Below are 15,880 nucleotides of genomic sequence, written 5' to 3'. Positions count from 1 at the left end.
TCAGCGCCTTATTTAGGCGGTCGTAGCGTTATATGAGTAGTTGCTCTCTTTTTTATGGCTTTTGGGTAGTAATCGCTGTTAGCTTCGTGTACGAATATTTACATTTGTAGTTATATAGTATATTAGCCTAACTCTATTTTGCTGATTCCACGTATTTTGTTTGACTACTAACCGGTATTTTAATGAATTGTCTTAAAAAAACGCACTTCTTTTATATCCCTTTATCTACCCTTGTCCTTTGTTTGCTTTTCTCGTCTTGTAAGGAAAAGAAAGAAAAAGAAAAACGTGATGAGAAAAAAGAAAAACCAACCATTGTCGATGTAATAGTGGCAACTCCTCAGGCACTTACCAGTGTAGTAGAGGCAAACGGTACCATCATTGCCAACGAAACAACGGAGTTGCGACCCGAAGTCAGTGGCCGGCTTACCTACCTGAACGTTCCCGAAGGAAAATCGGTAGCTCAGGGTACAGTACTGGCAAGGATCAATAGTGCAGACTTGGAAGCACAGGTACAACGGTCTAAAGTGCAGTTGGAGATAGCAACCAAGACCGAAGAAAGACTGAAACAATTATTGGATATAAACGGCATCAATCAAAGTGACTACGATTTGGCCCTGAATAACGTAAATACGTTGAAAGCCGATATGGAGTATACCAAAACATTGATCGATAAAACCGTTATCAAAGCACCTTTTACGGGAACGATAGGATTGCGGCAGGTGAGCCCCGGCGCGTATGTTTCGCCGGCAACTGTGTTGGCTACCATGCAACAACTGGGCAGAATGAAGATCGATTTTACATTGCCGGAAGAAAACAGCGATCTGATACGCATCGGAAATACCGTTAAGATCAAACTCGAAGGAAGAGATACGACCTTGAGAAGAGCCACTATTATTGCGCTTGAGCCGCAGGCCAATCGCCAAACCCGTAATATCTTGGTTCGGGCGGTGCTTGATAATGCGAACGTTAATCCCGGGGCTTTTGCCAAAGTAATAATCAACAACAGTACCGATAAAAGAGCCATTCTGGTTCCTACCAACGCCATTATTCCCGATGACAAAAACAATCAGGTAATTTTGGTGAAAAACGGAAAAGCAACTTATACCAATGTTCAGACGGGATTGCGTACCGACAATAATGTAGAAATCACTCAAGGGCTCAGTATGGGTGATTCAGTGGTAGTGACGGGAGTATTATTTGCCAAACCTGATGCAGTGCTTAAAGTAAGAAAAGTTGTAAAACGATGAATATCTCTGAATTATCCATCAACCGGCCGGTGCTTGCTACGGTGTTGAACCTGGCGATCATCATTTTTGGGGTAGTAGGTCTTACGTTTTTGGCGGTAAGGGATTATCCCGCCATTGACCCGCCGATGATTTCGGTCAGCACCTCTTATACGGGTGCCAACTCTGACATCATTGAGAGCCAGATCACAGAACCCCTTGAAAAACAGATCAACGGTATTCCGGGGATTCGTACCATTACATCTTCGAGCTCGCAGGGCAATAGCCAGATCAGCGTCGAATTTAACTTGGGCGTTGACCTTGAAGCGGCAGCCAGCGACGTGCGCGACAAAGTGAGCCAAGCGGCACGTAACCTTCCGCAGGATATCAATGCCCCGCCGGTAGTATCCAAAGCCGATGCCAACGGTGATTTTATCATTCTGATGGCTATTCAGAGCAACACAAAAAGTTTGCTTGAATTGAGCGATTACGCCGAAAACGTTTTACAGCAACAACTTCAAACGGTGGACGAAGTAAGCGCCATCAATATCTTTGGTCAGAAAAGCTACGCCATGCGCGTGTGGCTTAATCCTGATAAGATGAGTGCCTACAATGTTGCCTTTTCAGACATCCGTACTTCGCTCAACAGCGAGAACATTGAGTTGCCTCCGGGGAAAATCTACGGAAACAATACTGACCTGACCATTCGGGTTTTAGGTCGTTTGACGACCGAAAAGCAATTTCGTGACCTGATCATTCGGGAAGACAGTACGGGCATTGTTCGCCTGAGCGATGTGGCCAAAGTAGAGCTTGGCCCCGAGCAGATGGAACAAAGTTGGAAATACAACGGATTGAATGCCGTGGGTTTGGCCATTATTCCGCAACCGGGCGCCAATAATATCAAGATCGCCGATGAGGTCTATAAACGCATTGAGCAGATCAAGAAAAGCAACCGGAGTGATATTGAGATGATCGTTACGTCGGACAACACGAAGAACATTCGTAACTCATTGGCCGAAGTAGAAGAGACGCTTATCATTTCCTTTATTTTGGTGGTATTGGTTATCTTCTTTTTCTTCCGTGACTGGCTCATTGCCATTCGTCCCTTGATCGATATTCCCATTTCGTTGGTGGCGACCTTTTTTATCATGTATCTGGCGGGCTTCTCCGTCAATATCCTTACCATGCTTTCCATTGTATTGGCTACCGGTTTAGTGGTGGATGATGGGATCGTGGTCACGGAAAATATTTTCAAGAAACTTGAGCAGGGCTTTCCTATTCGAAAAGCGGCGATCGAAGGAAGTAAAGAGATTTTCTTTGCGGTTATTTCTACCTCTATTACGCTGGCGATCGTGTTTTTGCCCGTGATATTTTTAGAAGGTTTTGTGGGGAGTTTGTTTCGCGAATTTGGAGTTTCATTGGCGGCGGCAGTATTGGTATCAGCCTTTGTATCATTGACCATCACGCCTGTACTGAACGTATATTTGACCCGTAAAAAAGCAGGGCATGGTTGGTTTTATCGCAAGACCGAACCTTTCTTCCGGGGTATGGAAGATGGCTACCAGCGCTTATTGAAAGGATTCCTTAAAGTACGTTGGATGGCATGGGTGATCGTAGCGGGTTGCGCCGGAATCATTTATTTTTGTATCGGAACATTGAAAAGCGAGTTGGCTCCTTTGGAAGACCGCAGCAACATCCGTTTCAACGTAACAGCACCCGAAGGCACAAGCTATAGTGCTATGGCAAAAATTGCCGATGACTTGGGTAAGTTCCTGTATGATTCCATTCCGGAGCGCGATTTTATCTTTGTCAGAACGCCCGGTGGTGGACCCGGTGGCGGTGGTGCTACCAACAGTGCGGCACCTCGTCTTGGTTTAGTACCTCCTACGGAACGTACTCGTAGCCAAAGTGATATTGTCAATGATCTGCAAAAAAAATTAGGCCGATTTAATCAGGCGCGGGTTTTTGCGGTACAGGAACAAACCATTTCGGTAGGGCAAGGGTCGCGCGGTGGGTTGCCGGTTCAGTTTATTTTGCAAAGCCAGGATCTGGAAAAATTACGTGAGGTTATCCCGAAATTTTTGGATGCGGCACGGAACGATAAGACGTTTGCCAACGTAGACGTAAACCTCAAATTCAACCGTCCCGAATTGAAACTGACGGTAGATCGGATGAAAATCAAGGATCTGGGACTAAGTACCCAAGATGTGATCGCGACGATTCAAGCGGCATTCAGCGGTGGCCGATTAGCATATTTCATTCAAAACGGATTCCAATATTCGGTCATTGCGCAGGTAGAGAGAGGTGACCGCAATAAACCGGAAGACATCGGAAGACTGTATGTACGCAACAATCGCGGTGAAAATATACCATTGAGCACAGTAATAAAATGGGAAGAAAGCACTAACCCGTCAACACTGTTTCACTATAACCGCTATAAGTCAGCCACTATTTCGGCATCATTGTCGGAAGGCTACACGATTGGAGACGGTATTGCGGCGATGGATAAGATTTCCGCTCAACTATTGGATGAAAGTTTTCAAACAGCGCTTTCGGGCCCTTCCAGGGATTTTTCTGAAAGTTCTTCCAACATTCTGTTTGCATTTGCACTGGCGTTGGTGTTGATCTATTTGGTATTGGCGGCTCAGTTTGAAAGCTTTATTGATCCCTTTACCATTATGATTACGGTGCCTTTGGCATTGGCGGGCGCATTGTTGAGCTTGTGGGTATTTGACCAAACCTTAAATATCTTCTCGCAGATCGGAATGATCATGCTCATTGGCCTCGTAACCAAGAACGGTATCCTGATCGTGGAGTTTACGAATCAGCGCCGCGAGCAGGGACTGAAGAAATTCGATGCGGTCATTGATGCTGCTACCCAACGCCTTCGCCCCATTCTGATGACCAGTCTTGCGACCTCATTGGGAGCATTGCCGATTGCATTGAGCTTAGGAGCGGCCAGTACAAGCCGTGTTCCGTTGGGAATTGTGGTGGTTTGCGGAATTTTATTTTCACTCGTTCTTACTCTGTTTGTAGTACCGGCAGTATACACTTTTGTATCGGGCGAACATAAAACAACGGAAAACGAAACGACTGAGGAAAAAGAAGTAGCAGTTCATTAAAATAATAACGTCGGCTAGGACTGGGCGTCTGCCGTTCAAAACCTAGCCGATGTTGTCAAGGTCAAACCTCGCCGACGTTCATTCATACACATAAAATACTTTTTTCTGTAAAATACGATCTTCAAAATGAAGAAATACACTTTAATACTATTCACTTTATTTTTTACCCAAAGGCTCTTTTCGCAAACACTTTTATTGCCCGATGCAATCAGTATGGCGTTGAAGAACAACCTTGATATTGAAGTGTTAAGAAATAACGTACAAATTGCCGACATCAATAATCATATCAGCATTGCGGGCGGTCGACCCGTTGTTACGGCGTCTATTACTGATAATGAGCAAATTACGAACGTAAATCAAAAACTGAATACGGGAGTAGAGATCAAACGTGATGGCGCTGCTGCCAATCAGTTCAGTTCTAACGTGACCGGAAGCATGTTGCTTTATAATGGATACAGGGTAGTGGCCACAAAAAAACGGTTGGAGCAAATTGAATTGCAAAGCCTGCAATATGTGAATGCCCAAGTACAGAATACCATCGCGGCGGTAATGACGAAGTATTATGATATCGTTCGCCAGCAAGCCTATACCAGAACCATTGACCAATCCATCGACGTAGCTCAAAAACGCCTTGACATAGTAAAAGCGCAGCAAAGTGTAGGTTTGGCCAATAACGCCGATCTGTTTCAATCTCAAATTGATTTGAACACCCTGTATCAAACAAAACAATCGCAACAGCTTATTATTGAGCAGGCGAAAACGGATTTGGTGCTGTTGATGAACGTAAGGCCTGATACAATGATCAACGTTCGGGATACTATTATTGTGAATCGCGGCATTGTCATGGAAGATATTTTAAAAAATCTGAACAGAAATGCCGAATTGATGGCTGCCGAATACCAGATACGGATTGCCGAGCAAGTGATCAAAGAAACGTCAGCGTTGCGTTATCCTACGCTGCGGGCCAATGCAGGTTATAACTACAACCGCAACCAGCAGGCGGCAGGACAACTTCTGCTTAACCAAAGCAGTGGGCCTTTTCTTGGACTGTCATTAGGGATTCCGATCTATAACGGCGGAATTTTTAAACGACAGGAACAAATAGCAACAATCAACGCCAAAAATGCAGGATTACAAAAAAGTATCCTTCTGCGGAATTTCAGCAATGCGGCTGTCAGAACGTATCAGGCATATAGTATGAGTCTGCAACAATTGGATGAGCAGAAAAAGACGTTAGACTTGGCAAAACAGCTGTTAAACTTGGTGCTTCAACGTTTTCAACTTCGCCAGGCAACTATCGTGGAAGTACGTCAGGCCCAGCAAAGTTTTGAAAATGCAGGTTATACATTTACCAATTTAAGTTTTGCTTCCAAAGCTGCTGAGATCGAACTGTTGCGTTTGGTCAATGAATTGAAGTAATGCTTCCCAAGAACTTCCGTTTGCTGTCGTAGGCGAGTCCAACGCCTACGCTGTCGAGTTTGTTTTCTTCAGATACAACAGCATTCGGGAACAACTCCCTGAACTTTAATTGTACCGCAGGAATCTCGGTAGAGCCTCCCGTTAAAATGATCAGGTCAATATCCTGCGGCGTTACGCCTGCATCCTTAACACATTGATGGGCAGCCAGAGCAATAGTTGTGATTTCCTGATCGATCGCGGCTTCAAAAACTTCTTTGGTGGTTTCTACGGCAAAACCCGCTTCGATGAAATCAATGGGTGCATCGTAGGCATCATTGGACGTAAGCGCAATTTTTGTGTCTTCCACGACGCCCAAAAGAATATGGCCACTCTCCTGATTAAGTACGGTTACCAATCTCGAAAAACGTGTTTTATCGTGCGATTGCCCCAAATACTGACGAAGCAGCATCAGGTTTTTGGGCGTATACAGCGAATTTATTTTGCTCCATTCCGACAGATCATAGTAAAACTTCAAAGGTACAGGCAGGTTTTTATCACCATAAGTGCTTCGGTAGCCGAGTTCGGGCATGAAAGCATTTAGACTCAGGTCTTTATCAAAGTCATTTCCCCCAATTCTGACACCTGTATTAGCCAAAATATCGCCTGAACGGTCAGATTTATTCAAGTACTTTTGAGCAAGCCGAATGACCGTAAAGTCGGAAGTACCACCACCGATATCGACAACCAAAGCCAATTTTTCACCCGTTACATGTACTTCGTGCGCGAAGGCGGCGGCAATGGGTTCAAACTGAAAATCAATGTTTTTGAAACCTACATGTTGAGCAATCGTCCTTAATTCTTCCTGCGCATTTTTATTACCGATAGGGTCATTGTCAATAAAATGAACCGGCCGACCCATGATCACATTTTCAATTTCCTGTTCGGCAAATGCTTCAGCTTTGTTTTTCAGGTGTTTGATAAATTGGCCGATGATCTTGTTGAAATTCATGGGAGCGCCATTGACCAACGTTCCCTGTTTCATGACCGACGTACCCAATACGCGCTTCAAACTGCGCATAAAACGTCCTTTCTCGCGGTCTAAAAATAAATCGACAGCTTCCCGACCGTAGTAGGGAGTATTGCTGATACGCTCAAAAAAGATGGCACTTGGTATGGTAGTATGGTGTTTTTCAACGGGAACCAATGTAAGGCTGTTGCCTCGGTAAAATGCAATGGTAGAATTCGACGTTCCAAAATCTACTCCACAAGATATGTCAGACATTATTACTCTTTTATTCTCCAAAAATTTCTTTTGCTAACGTTTTATCTAATCCGTACAGATCATTACGGAAATTTAACTGACCCGTTTGGTCTACCCACGCCGTAAAGTAAACAATGTAAACAGGTAGTGACGGTCGGACGGTTATCCATTTCTCCTTCTGAGTATCCCATACACTTTCCAGTTTGTTTTCGTTCCATGCAGGATCATTCTTTAATACATGCAACACCAAACGTTCGGGCTCAGCCACACGAATACAGCCATGGCTGAAGGCACGGCTTGATTCTCCAAACAGGCCTTTAGAAGGCGTATCGTGAAGATAAATGCTGTAATTGTTGGGAAACAGGAATTTTACTTTTCCCAGAGAATTGGATTTTCCGGGTTTTTGTCGAATCGTAAAAGGTACATTTTTACTGTACGACTTCCATCGGACGGAGTAAGGGTCAATCACTTTTGTGCCCGATACGACTTCCATATTGTTGCGGGCAAGGTAGCCGGGATTTTGCTTCAACTTGGGCAATATTTCATTGTTGATGATATTGTTGGTTACCACCCAATAAGGATTCAACACGACATACGAAAGGTTGCCTTTAAAGATGCTCGTTTTATTCGCTTCTTTGCCCACCACTACGTTCATCATCCACGGCTGTTGACCGCTCTCAAAGACGTGCAATTTGAATTCAGGAATGTTGACCAGCAGCATATTGGGTTCCATTTCGGCCGGCACCCACCGCAGGCGTTCCATATTCAACATGATCTGACGGATTCTGAAGCTTACCGGTCGGCTGAGTTCGGCCGCTGTAGCTGCGTCGATCTTGCCGCTTTCCCTAAGCCCTAAGCGGTGCTGAAAATGCTTGACTGCCACCACCAATGAGTCGGTGAAAACATCGGTGGTATCGGCCGATTTTAAATCACCCTGCATCACTAAAGTCCTTTTGACGGCAAAAAGCAACGAATCGGTATCGTCTTTTTTGAGTGTCTTTTTGCCAAAATCAATGACGCCCCATCCTCCGGCCTTTTCGATGTTCCTATACTGTCGAAGTTGGTCTTTTAATAACGTGTAATACCGATTTACCGGTTCACGGATGAGATTACCCTTGGCCGAAACCAATGTATCGAGTAATGCCTGATAATCTTTCTTTTTTCGGGGAATAAACCATTCCAAATCCGGCAGATTTTTGACTGAACCTGTAAAGGCTTTGTCGGTGTAATTAAAGAAAGCGGCCGTTAATAAAAGTTCTAATTTTCGAACGTTCACCGGATTTGCCAGAAAGGTAGGGCTTTGGTTTTGTGCTTCCGCCAATAAAGTGTCAATTTCGATATTTTGGAGGCTGCTGTCGGCAAAATCCGTAATGTAAGCCTGTCGTTGGCTATTGAAATTGAGGGCAGCATTAGTAAGGTTATTTTCGCTGAACCAGGCATATTGGTAGGCTCTCCTTCTGTAAAATTCACTGATATCTTTTTGCGTACTGTCTGAGATCAAATGCGTACGATAAAAAACAACCAGGGCTGCACTGTCCAGAATAAAATTGGTATAGTTCTTCTTGGAATAGATACTGGAATCGGGCGCAAAGGCTATTTGCGGTTGTTCTTTCTGACGGAATTGGTAGTATAAAACTCCGCTGATGATCGCGATAATTCCCGCTCCTACAGCAATGTGCGGCCAGTATTTTTTTAGGTGTTGCTTCATTCAGAATTGTTTTTCTCCAACCGCAAAGCTAATCATTTCTGCTTTGATGACCTGTTAAAAAGAAATTCACCCCGAACTATCTCTCCAACTATTTTAATTATTGGTAGTCATCATGTGTTTGAAACCGAATACCCTCTTTACTGCGCCATCCCACTTTTGCGCACATTTTTACCCGTTCGTTTCAATAGATCATCCCCTAAATCTTCGCGCGCTTCTTCGGCGACTTTTTGAAGCTCCGCCAAAATTTCGGGGTACACTTCCTTTACATCGTAACGCTCGGCGGGGTCGCGGCGCAGATCATAGAGCGCTAACGGAAACGGATGATTTTCAGGCGCTTTTCCCGGAAAGCCATCGTTGCCCGGTACTTGACCTTCGTACGTACGGCCTTCATGCGGCAAAACAAGTTTCCAGTCGTCGCGACGTACGGCTTCGAGGTTGTTGCGGCGATAATAATAGTAGAAGTATTTGCGCGGGGCCGCTTCCATATCTCCTTTTAAAAGCGGTAGAATATCAACGCCGTCGATCTTCTTTTCCGGTAATTTTGTACCGCAGATGTTGGCAATAGTAGGCAATAAATCAATGGTAGATGTAAGTTTATTACACACCAACCCCTCAGGCGTAACACCTTTCCAGCGCACGATACACGGCACGCGTTGACCACCTTCAAAACTGTTGCCTTTTCCTTCCCGCAAGCCACCCGAGGAGCCGGCATGATTGCCGTAATTGAGCCAAGGGCCGTTGTCGCTCGTAAAGATCACTACGGTATTTTTGTCTGTGCCGGTTTCTTTGAGCGCTTTCATGATTTCTCCTACCGACCAGTCAATTTCCATTACAACATCGCCATAAGTGCCTTGCTTACTTTTTCCTTTGAACTTAGCAGATGCGGCAATAGGCACGTGCGGCATGGAATGAGGCAGATAGACAAAAAAGGGTTTTTGTTTATTTTTTCTAATAAAATTCACCGCCCGCTCGGTATAGATTCCTGTCAATTTTGCTTGATCGTCCAACGTTTTTATTTCCTGAATGGTGTCGTTATTGCTCAAAAGAGGCAGTAAAGGAAAGTTTTTCTTGCGATTATCGGCATCAACGACGGGCTTGCCATCGTATCCTACCGGCCACATATCGTTGGAATAAGGGAGACCTACGTATTCATCAAAGCCTTGTTTGGTAGGCAAAAATTCGGGACGGTCACCCAAATGCCATTTTCCGAACATGCCTGTGGCGTAGCCCTTCTCTTTCAATAATTCGGCAATGGTCGTTTCGTCAGGATTTAACCCGACTTTTGCGTTGGGGTATAACGCCCCCGAAATTCCGATACGATTAGGATAACAACCGGTCATCAATGCAGCCCGCGAGGCGCTGCAAACGGCTTGGGCTGCCAAGAAATTCGTAAAACGGATGCCTTCTGCTGCCAATTTGTCGAGGTTTGGAGTGCGGTATTGCAACGCTCCGTAGCAACTCAGATCGCCGTAACCCATATCGTCCATAAAAATCAAAACGATATTAGGCCGGTTGGCTTTAGAGACTTTTACAACGTTTAAAAATTGGAAAGCTGAGAGAACAGCTACAGCTATTAGCGTAACTGAAAATAGTAACGTCTTTTTCATTTCTTCAATTTAATATCATCAACCACAATGGACACTAAGAAGAGGCACTAAGAATCACAAAGTACTCATTGTGACCTTTGTGCAATTCATTGAGCTCTTTGTGGTTAAATAGTTATTTCTTTACTTCAAATTTGGGGTCTATAAATTCCCATTCCTGTAAATGCGAAGGACGATGTTCGCGCTGTACGATTTCGTCAAATTCTTTAGCAAGTTCAGGATGAGCTGCTGCAAGATTGTTGCTTTCGCTGATGTCTTCTTTTAAATTATAAATTTCCCAAGCTGTAGCGGGATTGCTTTTCACATTTCGTTTCACACCTTTCCAATCTCCTTTCCGAATGGCCAACTGCCCGCCGTTTTCGGGGTATTCAAAGTAGAGAAAATCGTGTTGTTTTTGAGTGCCTTTGTTGAGCAATGTCGGCAAAAACGAAATACCGTCACCCATCGTAGGGGCAGGCTTTACGTCTGCCCGCTTTACGTCTGTCCTCTTCTGCGTTCTCTTTTGCTCGTCTGTCCCTTTTATCGTGGATTGGGCAGGCGTAAAGCCTACCCCCACGTTGAGCAATTCGGCATAGGTGGCCATTAGGTCATATTGTGTTGAAACGTGATCGGTGGTTTGACCGGGTTTGATTTTGTTTTTCCAGTAAGCGATCATCGGAACGCGGATCCCGCCTTCATAAACTTCCATCTTTAACCCGCGAAATTTGCCCACGCTTTCAAAAAAACGAGTGTCCACCTGCTTCACAAACGTAGCACCGTTATCGCTCGAAAACATAATGATGGTATTTTCTTCCAAGCCTGATTTTTTGAGCAAATCCCGGATTAACCCCACTTGTTTGTCGAGATAAGAGATCATGGCTGCGTAAGTAGAATATGGATAACGCGTTGAAGCATAGCCTCCTTGACCCCTGTAGGGCTTTTCGTCAAATTGACCGATGTATTGCTTCACGGCTTCGGCAGGAGCTTGCAGTGAGACGTGAGGCAGCGTGTAGGGCAGGTACAAAAAGAAAGGACGATCTTTATTTTCGGTAATGAAGGCACTTGCCTGTTCGGTCATTTTATCAATAGCGTATTCCTTTCCGACGTAGTAGTCATAGTTTTCATCGCCTTCGGCCATGGGTTTATGGACTCGGATGAAGGGATTATTGAGCGGAACTTTCTCCCCGTTTTTCCAAAGGTGAGTTGGATAAAAATTGTGGGATTGTTTCTGGCACAGCAGTCCGTAGAAGAAATCAAACCCCTGTTGATTGGGATTGCCGGTCGTATTGGCCATTCCCATGCCCCATTTGCCCACGGCTCCCGTTCTATAGCCTGCTTTTTGGAAAAGGTGGCCCAAGGTAAAAGCACCTTCGTTGAGCGGCATTTGCCCGCCTTCTTTATCATCTTCAAAACCACCTAATTCATAATTCCCGCGAATATACGTATGACCTGTATGGCGACCGGTCATGAGCCCGCAGCGCGACGGAGCGCACACCGGAGCGGAAGAATAGTGCTGGGTAAAACGCATTCCACCTGCTGCCAAACGATCCAAATTAGGCGTTTTTATCTTTTTTTGTCCATAACATCCCAGTTCACCATAGCCCATGTCATCGGCAAAAATGTAGATCACATTGGGCTTGGAGGCTGATTTTTGAGAGTATGTTAAAAACGAGAAAAGGAAAATGGGCAGCAATAAGAGTCGTTGCATAACAGAAATTGGAATGGATAGAAGGTGTCCGGTTCTTTTGTACAAAGGTAAAATGATCCCAAATCTAAGCAACAAAAAAGCAAAGCCTTCGCGAATCAATTCGAAGGCTTTGCTCATGAAGATAATGCAAAAAGAAACCGCTTATTTCAGACCTAACAAAAATCCAATGGTGAAGTTGGCATCCCAGTCAAACACAAACTGTTTGCAACCCGTAGCATCGGCAATGGCTTTATAGATATTGCCGCCGGCCTTTGCTTTGGCTTTGTCTAATTTATAGGCGTCGGGTGCTTTTAACACGGTATAACGTTCTTTGCCGTTGCGAACTTCTTTGGCCAGATCAAACGGAACGCCTCCAATGATGAAGCAAATATCTCTTTTGGAAGTGGGTACTTGCTTGGCTTTAGCACCTGCTTCTTCATAAACGACGTCGGCACTTGTACCGTTTTCATAATATTTGGCTCCGTACGTTTCCAGGCTTTTGACATCGCCGCCGGTCGTCCATGCGATCTTTGTGTTTCCGGAGCCAATGTCGGTAAAAAAGCCTTTGTTATAGTAGGAAGGTGGAAGCGTACATTTCAGACCCAAGGTTCCTTCCTCTTCGGGCGTTACGGTGTTGACCATGTAGCCCATATCTTTCAATACTTTGATGATCTTTTGGGTTACGTCGGCCTTGATTGCGCCGGAGCTTACCACGAAGTGAATATTTTTTCCGTTAACTCCTTGGTCGATCATGTTGCTGATGTATTTTTTTAGACCCACGCGAATATCGTAATCGGAGGCCATGTTTTCAATGACCATGCTGTTGCCGAATTCCGCTTTTTCCAGCTTCCAGTTTTTGTCTTTGTCGATGTTGACCACAAAAGAATTGAACCCACTGGCACCTAGTTCAACTACACCTTTGAGTGTTCCGTCTACAGGCTCGGGCGCAGTATAAGAAAAAGCGGTGCTTCCCGACGAAGTGGCCGACGACTCGCTGCTTGCGGTGTTGTCGTCAGAGGCAGTATTGTCAGTAGATGTTGCATTTGAAGGGCCGCCTTCGGGAGCCGTGGTAGAAGTGGCCGTTTCGTTGAATACGGGATGCGGATTGGGCCCAAAAAAGTAATACCCTGCTCCCAATGCTCCTACTATTAGAAAAATCAAGGCTATTTTGCCTGCTCCTGTTAAATTCATAGTGTTTTGATTGGTTTTATGGAAGTAATAAATAGAGTTTGTCTCTACTTTTAATGATTACAAACACCGGTTTTAAGAAATATACTGCTTAATGCCGTTTTCTATCAATGCCATTTCATTGGCAACACCGTCTTTGGCCGTGACGGTTGCCTGAATTTTTTGTTCGATTTCGACAAATTTATCGTTGAATTTGCTGTCAATGCCGTTCAATGCGCTTAATTTCTCCGATTGTGCTTTCTCCAGATCGGCGATCTGCTGCTTCAACTTGCCCAATTGTTGTTCAATATTAGATACTTCGTTGTTCAATTGCTTTTGCTCTTTGTCTTTTTCTGCATTCAGGGCCGATTTTTTTTGCTCTCCGGCACTCACCGTTGCTTCGAAAGCCTTTTGCAATTCGGTTTTATAAAAATTGGCCGATTCCAGCAAGAACTGCTGGTTACAATTGGGATTCAATAACTTAGCACCTTCATAAGCTGTTTTAAAATGTTCTACTGAAGGATTTGTACTTGTGCGCAGCAGCATCAGCGAAAATTCATAAAAGTCGAAGCCGGGCTGATTCTTGTCTTCCAATATCTTACGGAATCGATTTCGCAGATCATCTACAAAGTCGCTTGAAGCAGGCGGTGCAGAAATGGACGGAGCGGCGGTAGCGGGGCTTTTTGCTGCTGTAGCAGAGGTTGAAGCAGGAGGAGGTGCAGTCGTTGGTTTTTCCTCGGTTTTTTTATCATCCATGACCACAAATACACCCGCCAAATCGCGGAGCCAGCCACTCATTTTACTTTTTTGAGGTTCTTCTGCCACAGTATGTTAAACGTTTAATGTGTGAAAAAGTTGGGATTGGTAATGCTGATGCGGAAAGTTATAAAAACGCCCGTAAACATGTTATAAAGGTAGAGAAGAAATTATTTATTGGTGACCAAGGAGTACAGGAGCGGTTTAAAATCGGGCCGACCAAGGCAGTTTTTCGGATGAACAGCAGTTTTTAGGAATTTTAAAATGAGAATGGCTATTTTAGCGTCTATAATATAGTTTCCACTTATGCTCAGATCTAACCCTTTTATCTACACTTTAGGGATGATTGTATTTTTGGTACAATCTGCTTTTAGTCAGGCCACGCGGCCTAATGTCATCATTATTTACGCCGATGACTTGGGCTATGGCGATGTAAGTTGCTACGGAGCCAAAAAAGTGTCAACGCCCAACATTGATAAATTGGCCAAGGCCGGTCTGCGCTTTACCAATGCGCATACTACCTCGGCCACTTGCACCCCATCTCGCTACTCCATGCTGACGGGTGAATACGCCTGGCGCAAACAGGGTACGGGCGTGGCTACTGGCGATGCTGCAGCGCTGATTTTGCCCGGGCGCAGCACATTGCCGTTGGTGTTTCAGCAGGCAGGCTACAAAACAGGGGTAGTAGGCAAGTGGCATTTAGGTTTGGGGCCGCAAGGCGGGCCTGATTGGAACGGCGAAATCAAACCGAGTCCCTTGGATATTGGATTTGATGAATCGTTTATCATGGCCGCTACCGGTGACCGCGTTCCGTGCGTATATGTAGAAAATCGCCGCGTGGTGAATCTTGACCCTGCCGATCCTATTAAAGTAAGTTTCAAAGAACCGATCGGTAATGAACCCACCGGCCGCGCCCACCCTGAACTGCTGAAAATGAAACATTCGCACGGGCATGATTTTACCATTGTTAACGGCATTGGTCGTATTGGCTACATGACAGGTGGGAAATCGGCGCGCTGGAAAGATGAAGATATGGCCGATATTTTTACCGAAAAAGCTGTTTCTTTCATCGAAAAACATCAATCAGAGCCGTTCTTTTTATATTTTTCTACGCAGGATATTCACGTACCCCGTGTTCCGAACCAACGGTTTGTGGGCAAAAGCGGCATGGGCGCTCGTGGCGATGTCATTCTTCAATTGGATTGGACGGTCGGCGAGGTAATGAAAACGTTGGATAAATTGAATCTGACCAAAAATACGCTTGTCATTTTCTCCAGCGACAACGGCCCCGTAGTTGACGATGGCTACCAAGACCAAGCGGTAGAATTGCTTAATGGCCACACACCGGCAGGTACATTGCGCGGTGGGAAATACAGTGCCTTTGATGCCGGTACCCGCGTGCCGTTCATTGTTTGCTGGCCCATGCAAGTGAAAGCAGGAGTTTCCGATGCGTTGGTTAGTCAGGTGGATTTACTCGCTTCCTTTGCGGCAATGACAGGACAGAAATTTGACGCAACGACTGCTCCCGATACCAAAGATTATTTGTCGACGTTTTTGGGAAAAGACAAAAAAGGGCGCGATTATCTGATTGAACATGCCGGTACCTTTTCTATTATCAAAGGCAATTGGAAATACATTGAACCGAGTAACCGCGCAAAGAAAAGTATTGAAACCAATACCGAATTGGGCAATGACCCACAACCGCAGCTGTATGATTTGGCCAAAGATATCGGTGAGAAGAACAATTTGGCAGAAGCCAATCCTGAGAAAGTGAAAGAGTTGCAGGAGCTTTTAAAGGAGGTGAAGAAATAGTAATTTGCAGTACGAGGGAAGTGACTCAAAATCTCACATTACATACAACTGCTATGTAGCAGCGTCTATTGAATGTTTGGGTATTTATTCAGGATTCGAGTCCTTGTTGCCAACCGCTAAATTAAACAAAACAAAGAAAGCCGAAGAAAATACATTCTTCGGC

At 44.9% G+C, this 15,880-nt stretch carries 10 protein-coding genes; 4 read left to right on the top strand and 6 right to left on the bottom strand.

What is annotated here, in order from left to right; genetic code table 11:
• Positions 1 to 182: 182 nt before the first annotated feature.
• From ACQY73_RS13280 to ACQY73_RS13270, 3 genes are all read left to right on the top strand, one after another.
• Positions 183 to 1,247 carry an efflux RND transporter periplasmic adaptor subunit gene (locus ACQY73_RS13280; protein ID WP_428666693.1) on the top strand — a complete coding sequence of 355 codons (1,065 nt, stop codon included), beginning with the start codon at positions 183 to 185 and terminating at the stop codon, positions 1,245 to 1,247.
• Positions 1,244 to 4,345, top strand: coding sequence for an efflux RND transporter permease subunit (locus tag ACQY73_RS13275; protein ID WP_428666690.1), 3,102 nt, complete (start codon positions 1,244 to 1,246; stop codon positions 4,343 to 4,345). The genes ACQY73_RS13280 and ACQY73_RS13275 overlap by 4 nt, the downstream gene beginning before the upstream one ends.
• A 126-nt stretch (positions 4,346 to 4,471) precedes the next feature.
• Positions 4,472 to 5,764 (top strand): TolC family protein, encoded by a 1,293-nt coding sequence (locus ACQY73_RS13270; protein WP_428666688.1) that lies wholly within the window; start codon positions 4,472 to 4,474, stop codon positions 5,762 to 5,764.
• Here the strand turns inward: ACQY73_RS13270 and ACQY73_RS13265 are convergent.
• The 6 genes from ACQY73_RS13265 to ACQY73_RS13240 form a co-directional block, all read right to left on the bottom strand.
• A complete protein-coding gene (locus ACQY73_RS13265) occupies positions 5,748 to 7,025 on the bottom strand; it encodes an Hsp70 family protein (RefSeq protein WP_428666685.1) in 1,278 nt (425 codons plus the stop codon). The two genes, ACQY73_RS13270 and ACQY73_RS13265, sit on opposite strands and share 17 nt — an antisense overlap.
• 10 nt (positions 7,026 to 7,035) lie before the next feature.
• A complete protein-coding gene (locus tag ACQY73_RS13260; protein WP_428666683.1) occupies positions 7,036 to 8,712 on the bottom strand; it encodes a L,D-transpeptidase family protein in 1,677 nt (558 codons plus the stop codon).
• Positions 8,713 to 8,849: 137 nt separating this feature from the next.
• Positions 8,850 to 10,319, bottom strand: coding sequence for a sulfatase family protein (locus ACQY73_RS13255; RefSeq protein WP_428666680.1), 1,470 nt, complete (start codon positions 10,317 to 10,319; stop codon positions 8,850 to 8,852).
• Between the two features lie 112 nt (positions 10,320 to 10,431).
• Positions 10,432 to 12,120, bottom strand: coding sequence for an arylsulfatase (locus ACQY73_RS13250; RefSeq protein WP_428666677.1), 1,689 nt, complete (start codon positions 12,118 to 12,120; stop codon positions 10,432 to 10,434).
• Between the two features lie 24 nt (positions 12,121 to 12,144).
• A complete protein-coding gene (locus tag ACQY73_RS13245) occupies positions 12,145 to 13,173 on the bottom strand; it encodes a hypothetical protein (protein ID WP_428666674.1) in 1,029 nt (342 codons plus the stop codon).
• A 72-nt stretch (positions 13,174 to 13,245) separates the two neighbouring features.
• Positions 13,246 to 13,974: a hypothetical protein gene (locus ACQY73_RS13240; RefSeq protein ID WP_428666671.1), complete on the bottom strand. Its 729-nt coding sequence runs from the start codon at positions 13,972 to 13,974 to the stop codon at positions 13,246 to 13,248.
• Positions 13,975 to 14,211: 237 nt separating this feature from the next.
• Here ACQY73_RS13240 and ACQY73_RS13235 point away from each other — a divergent pair, with 237 nt between their 5' ends.
• The gene (locus ACQY73_RS13235) at positions 14,212 to 15,717 is read left to right on the top strand and encodes a sulfatase family protein (protein ID WP_428666668.1); all 1,506 of its coding nucleotides are present in this window, start codon (positions 14,212 to 14,214) and stop codon (positions 15,715 to 15,717) included.
• Positions 15,718 to 15,880: the final 163 nt, after the last annotated feature.

The sequence above is a fragment of the Runella sp. genome (genome assembly GCF_965279615.1).
GTDB lineage: Bacteria > Bacteroidota > Bacteroidia > Cytophagales > Spirosomataceae > Runella.
This window is presented reverse-complemented; position numbering and strand designations above follow the sequence as displayed.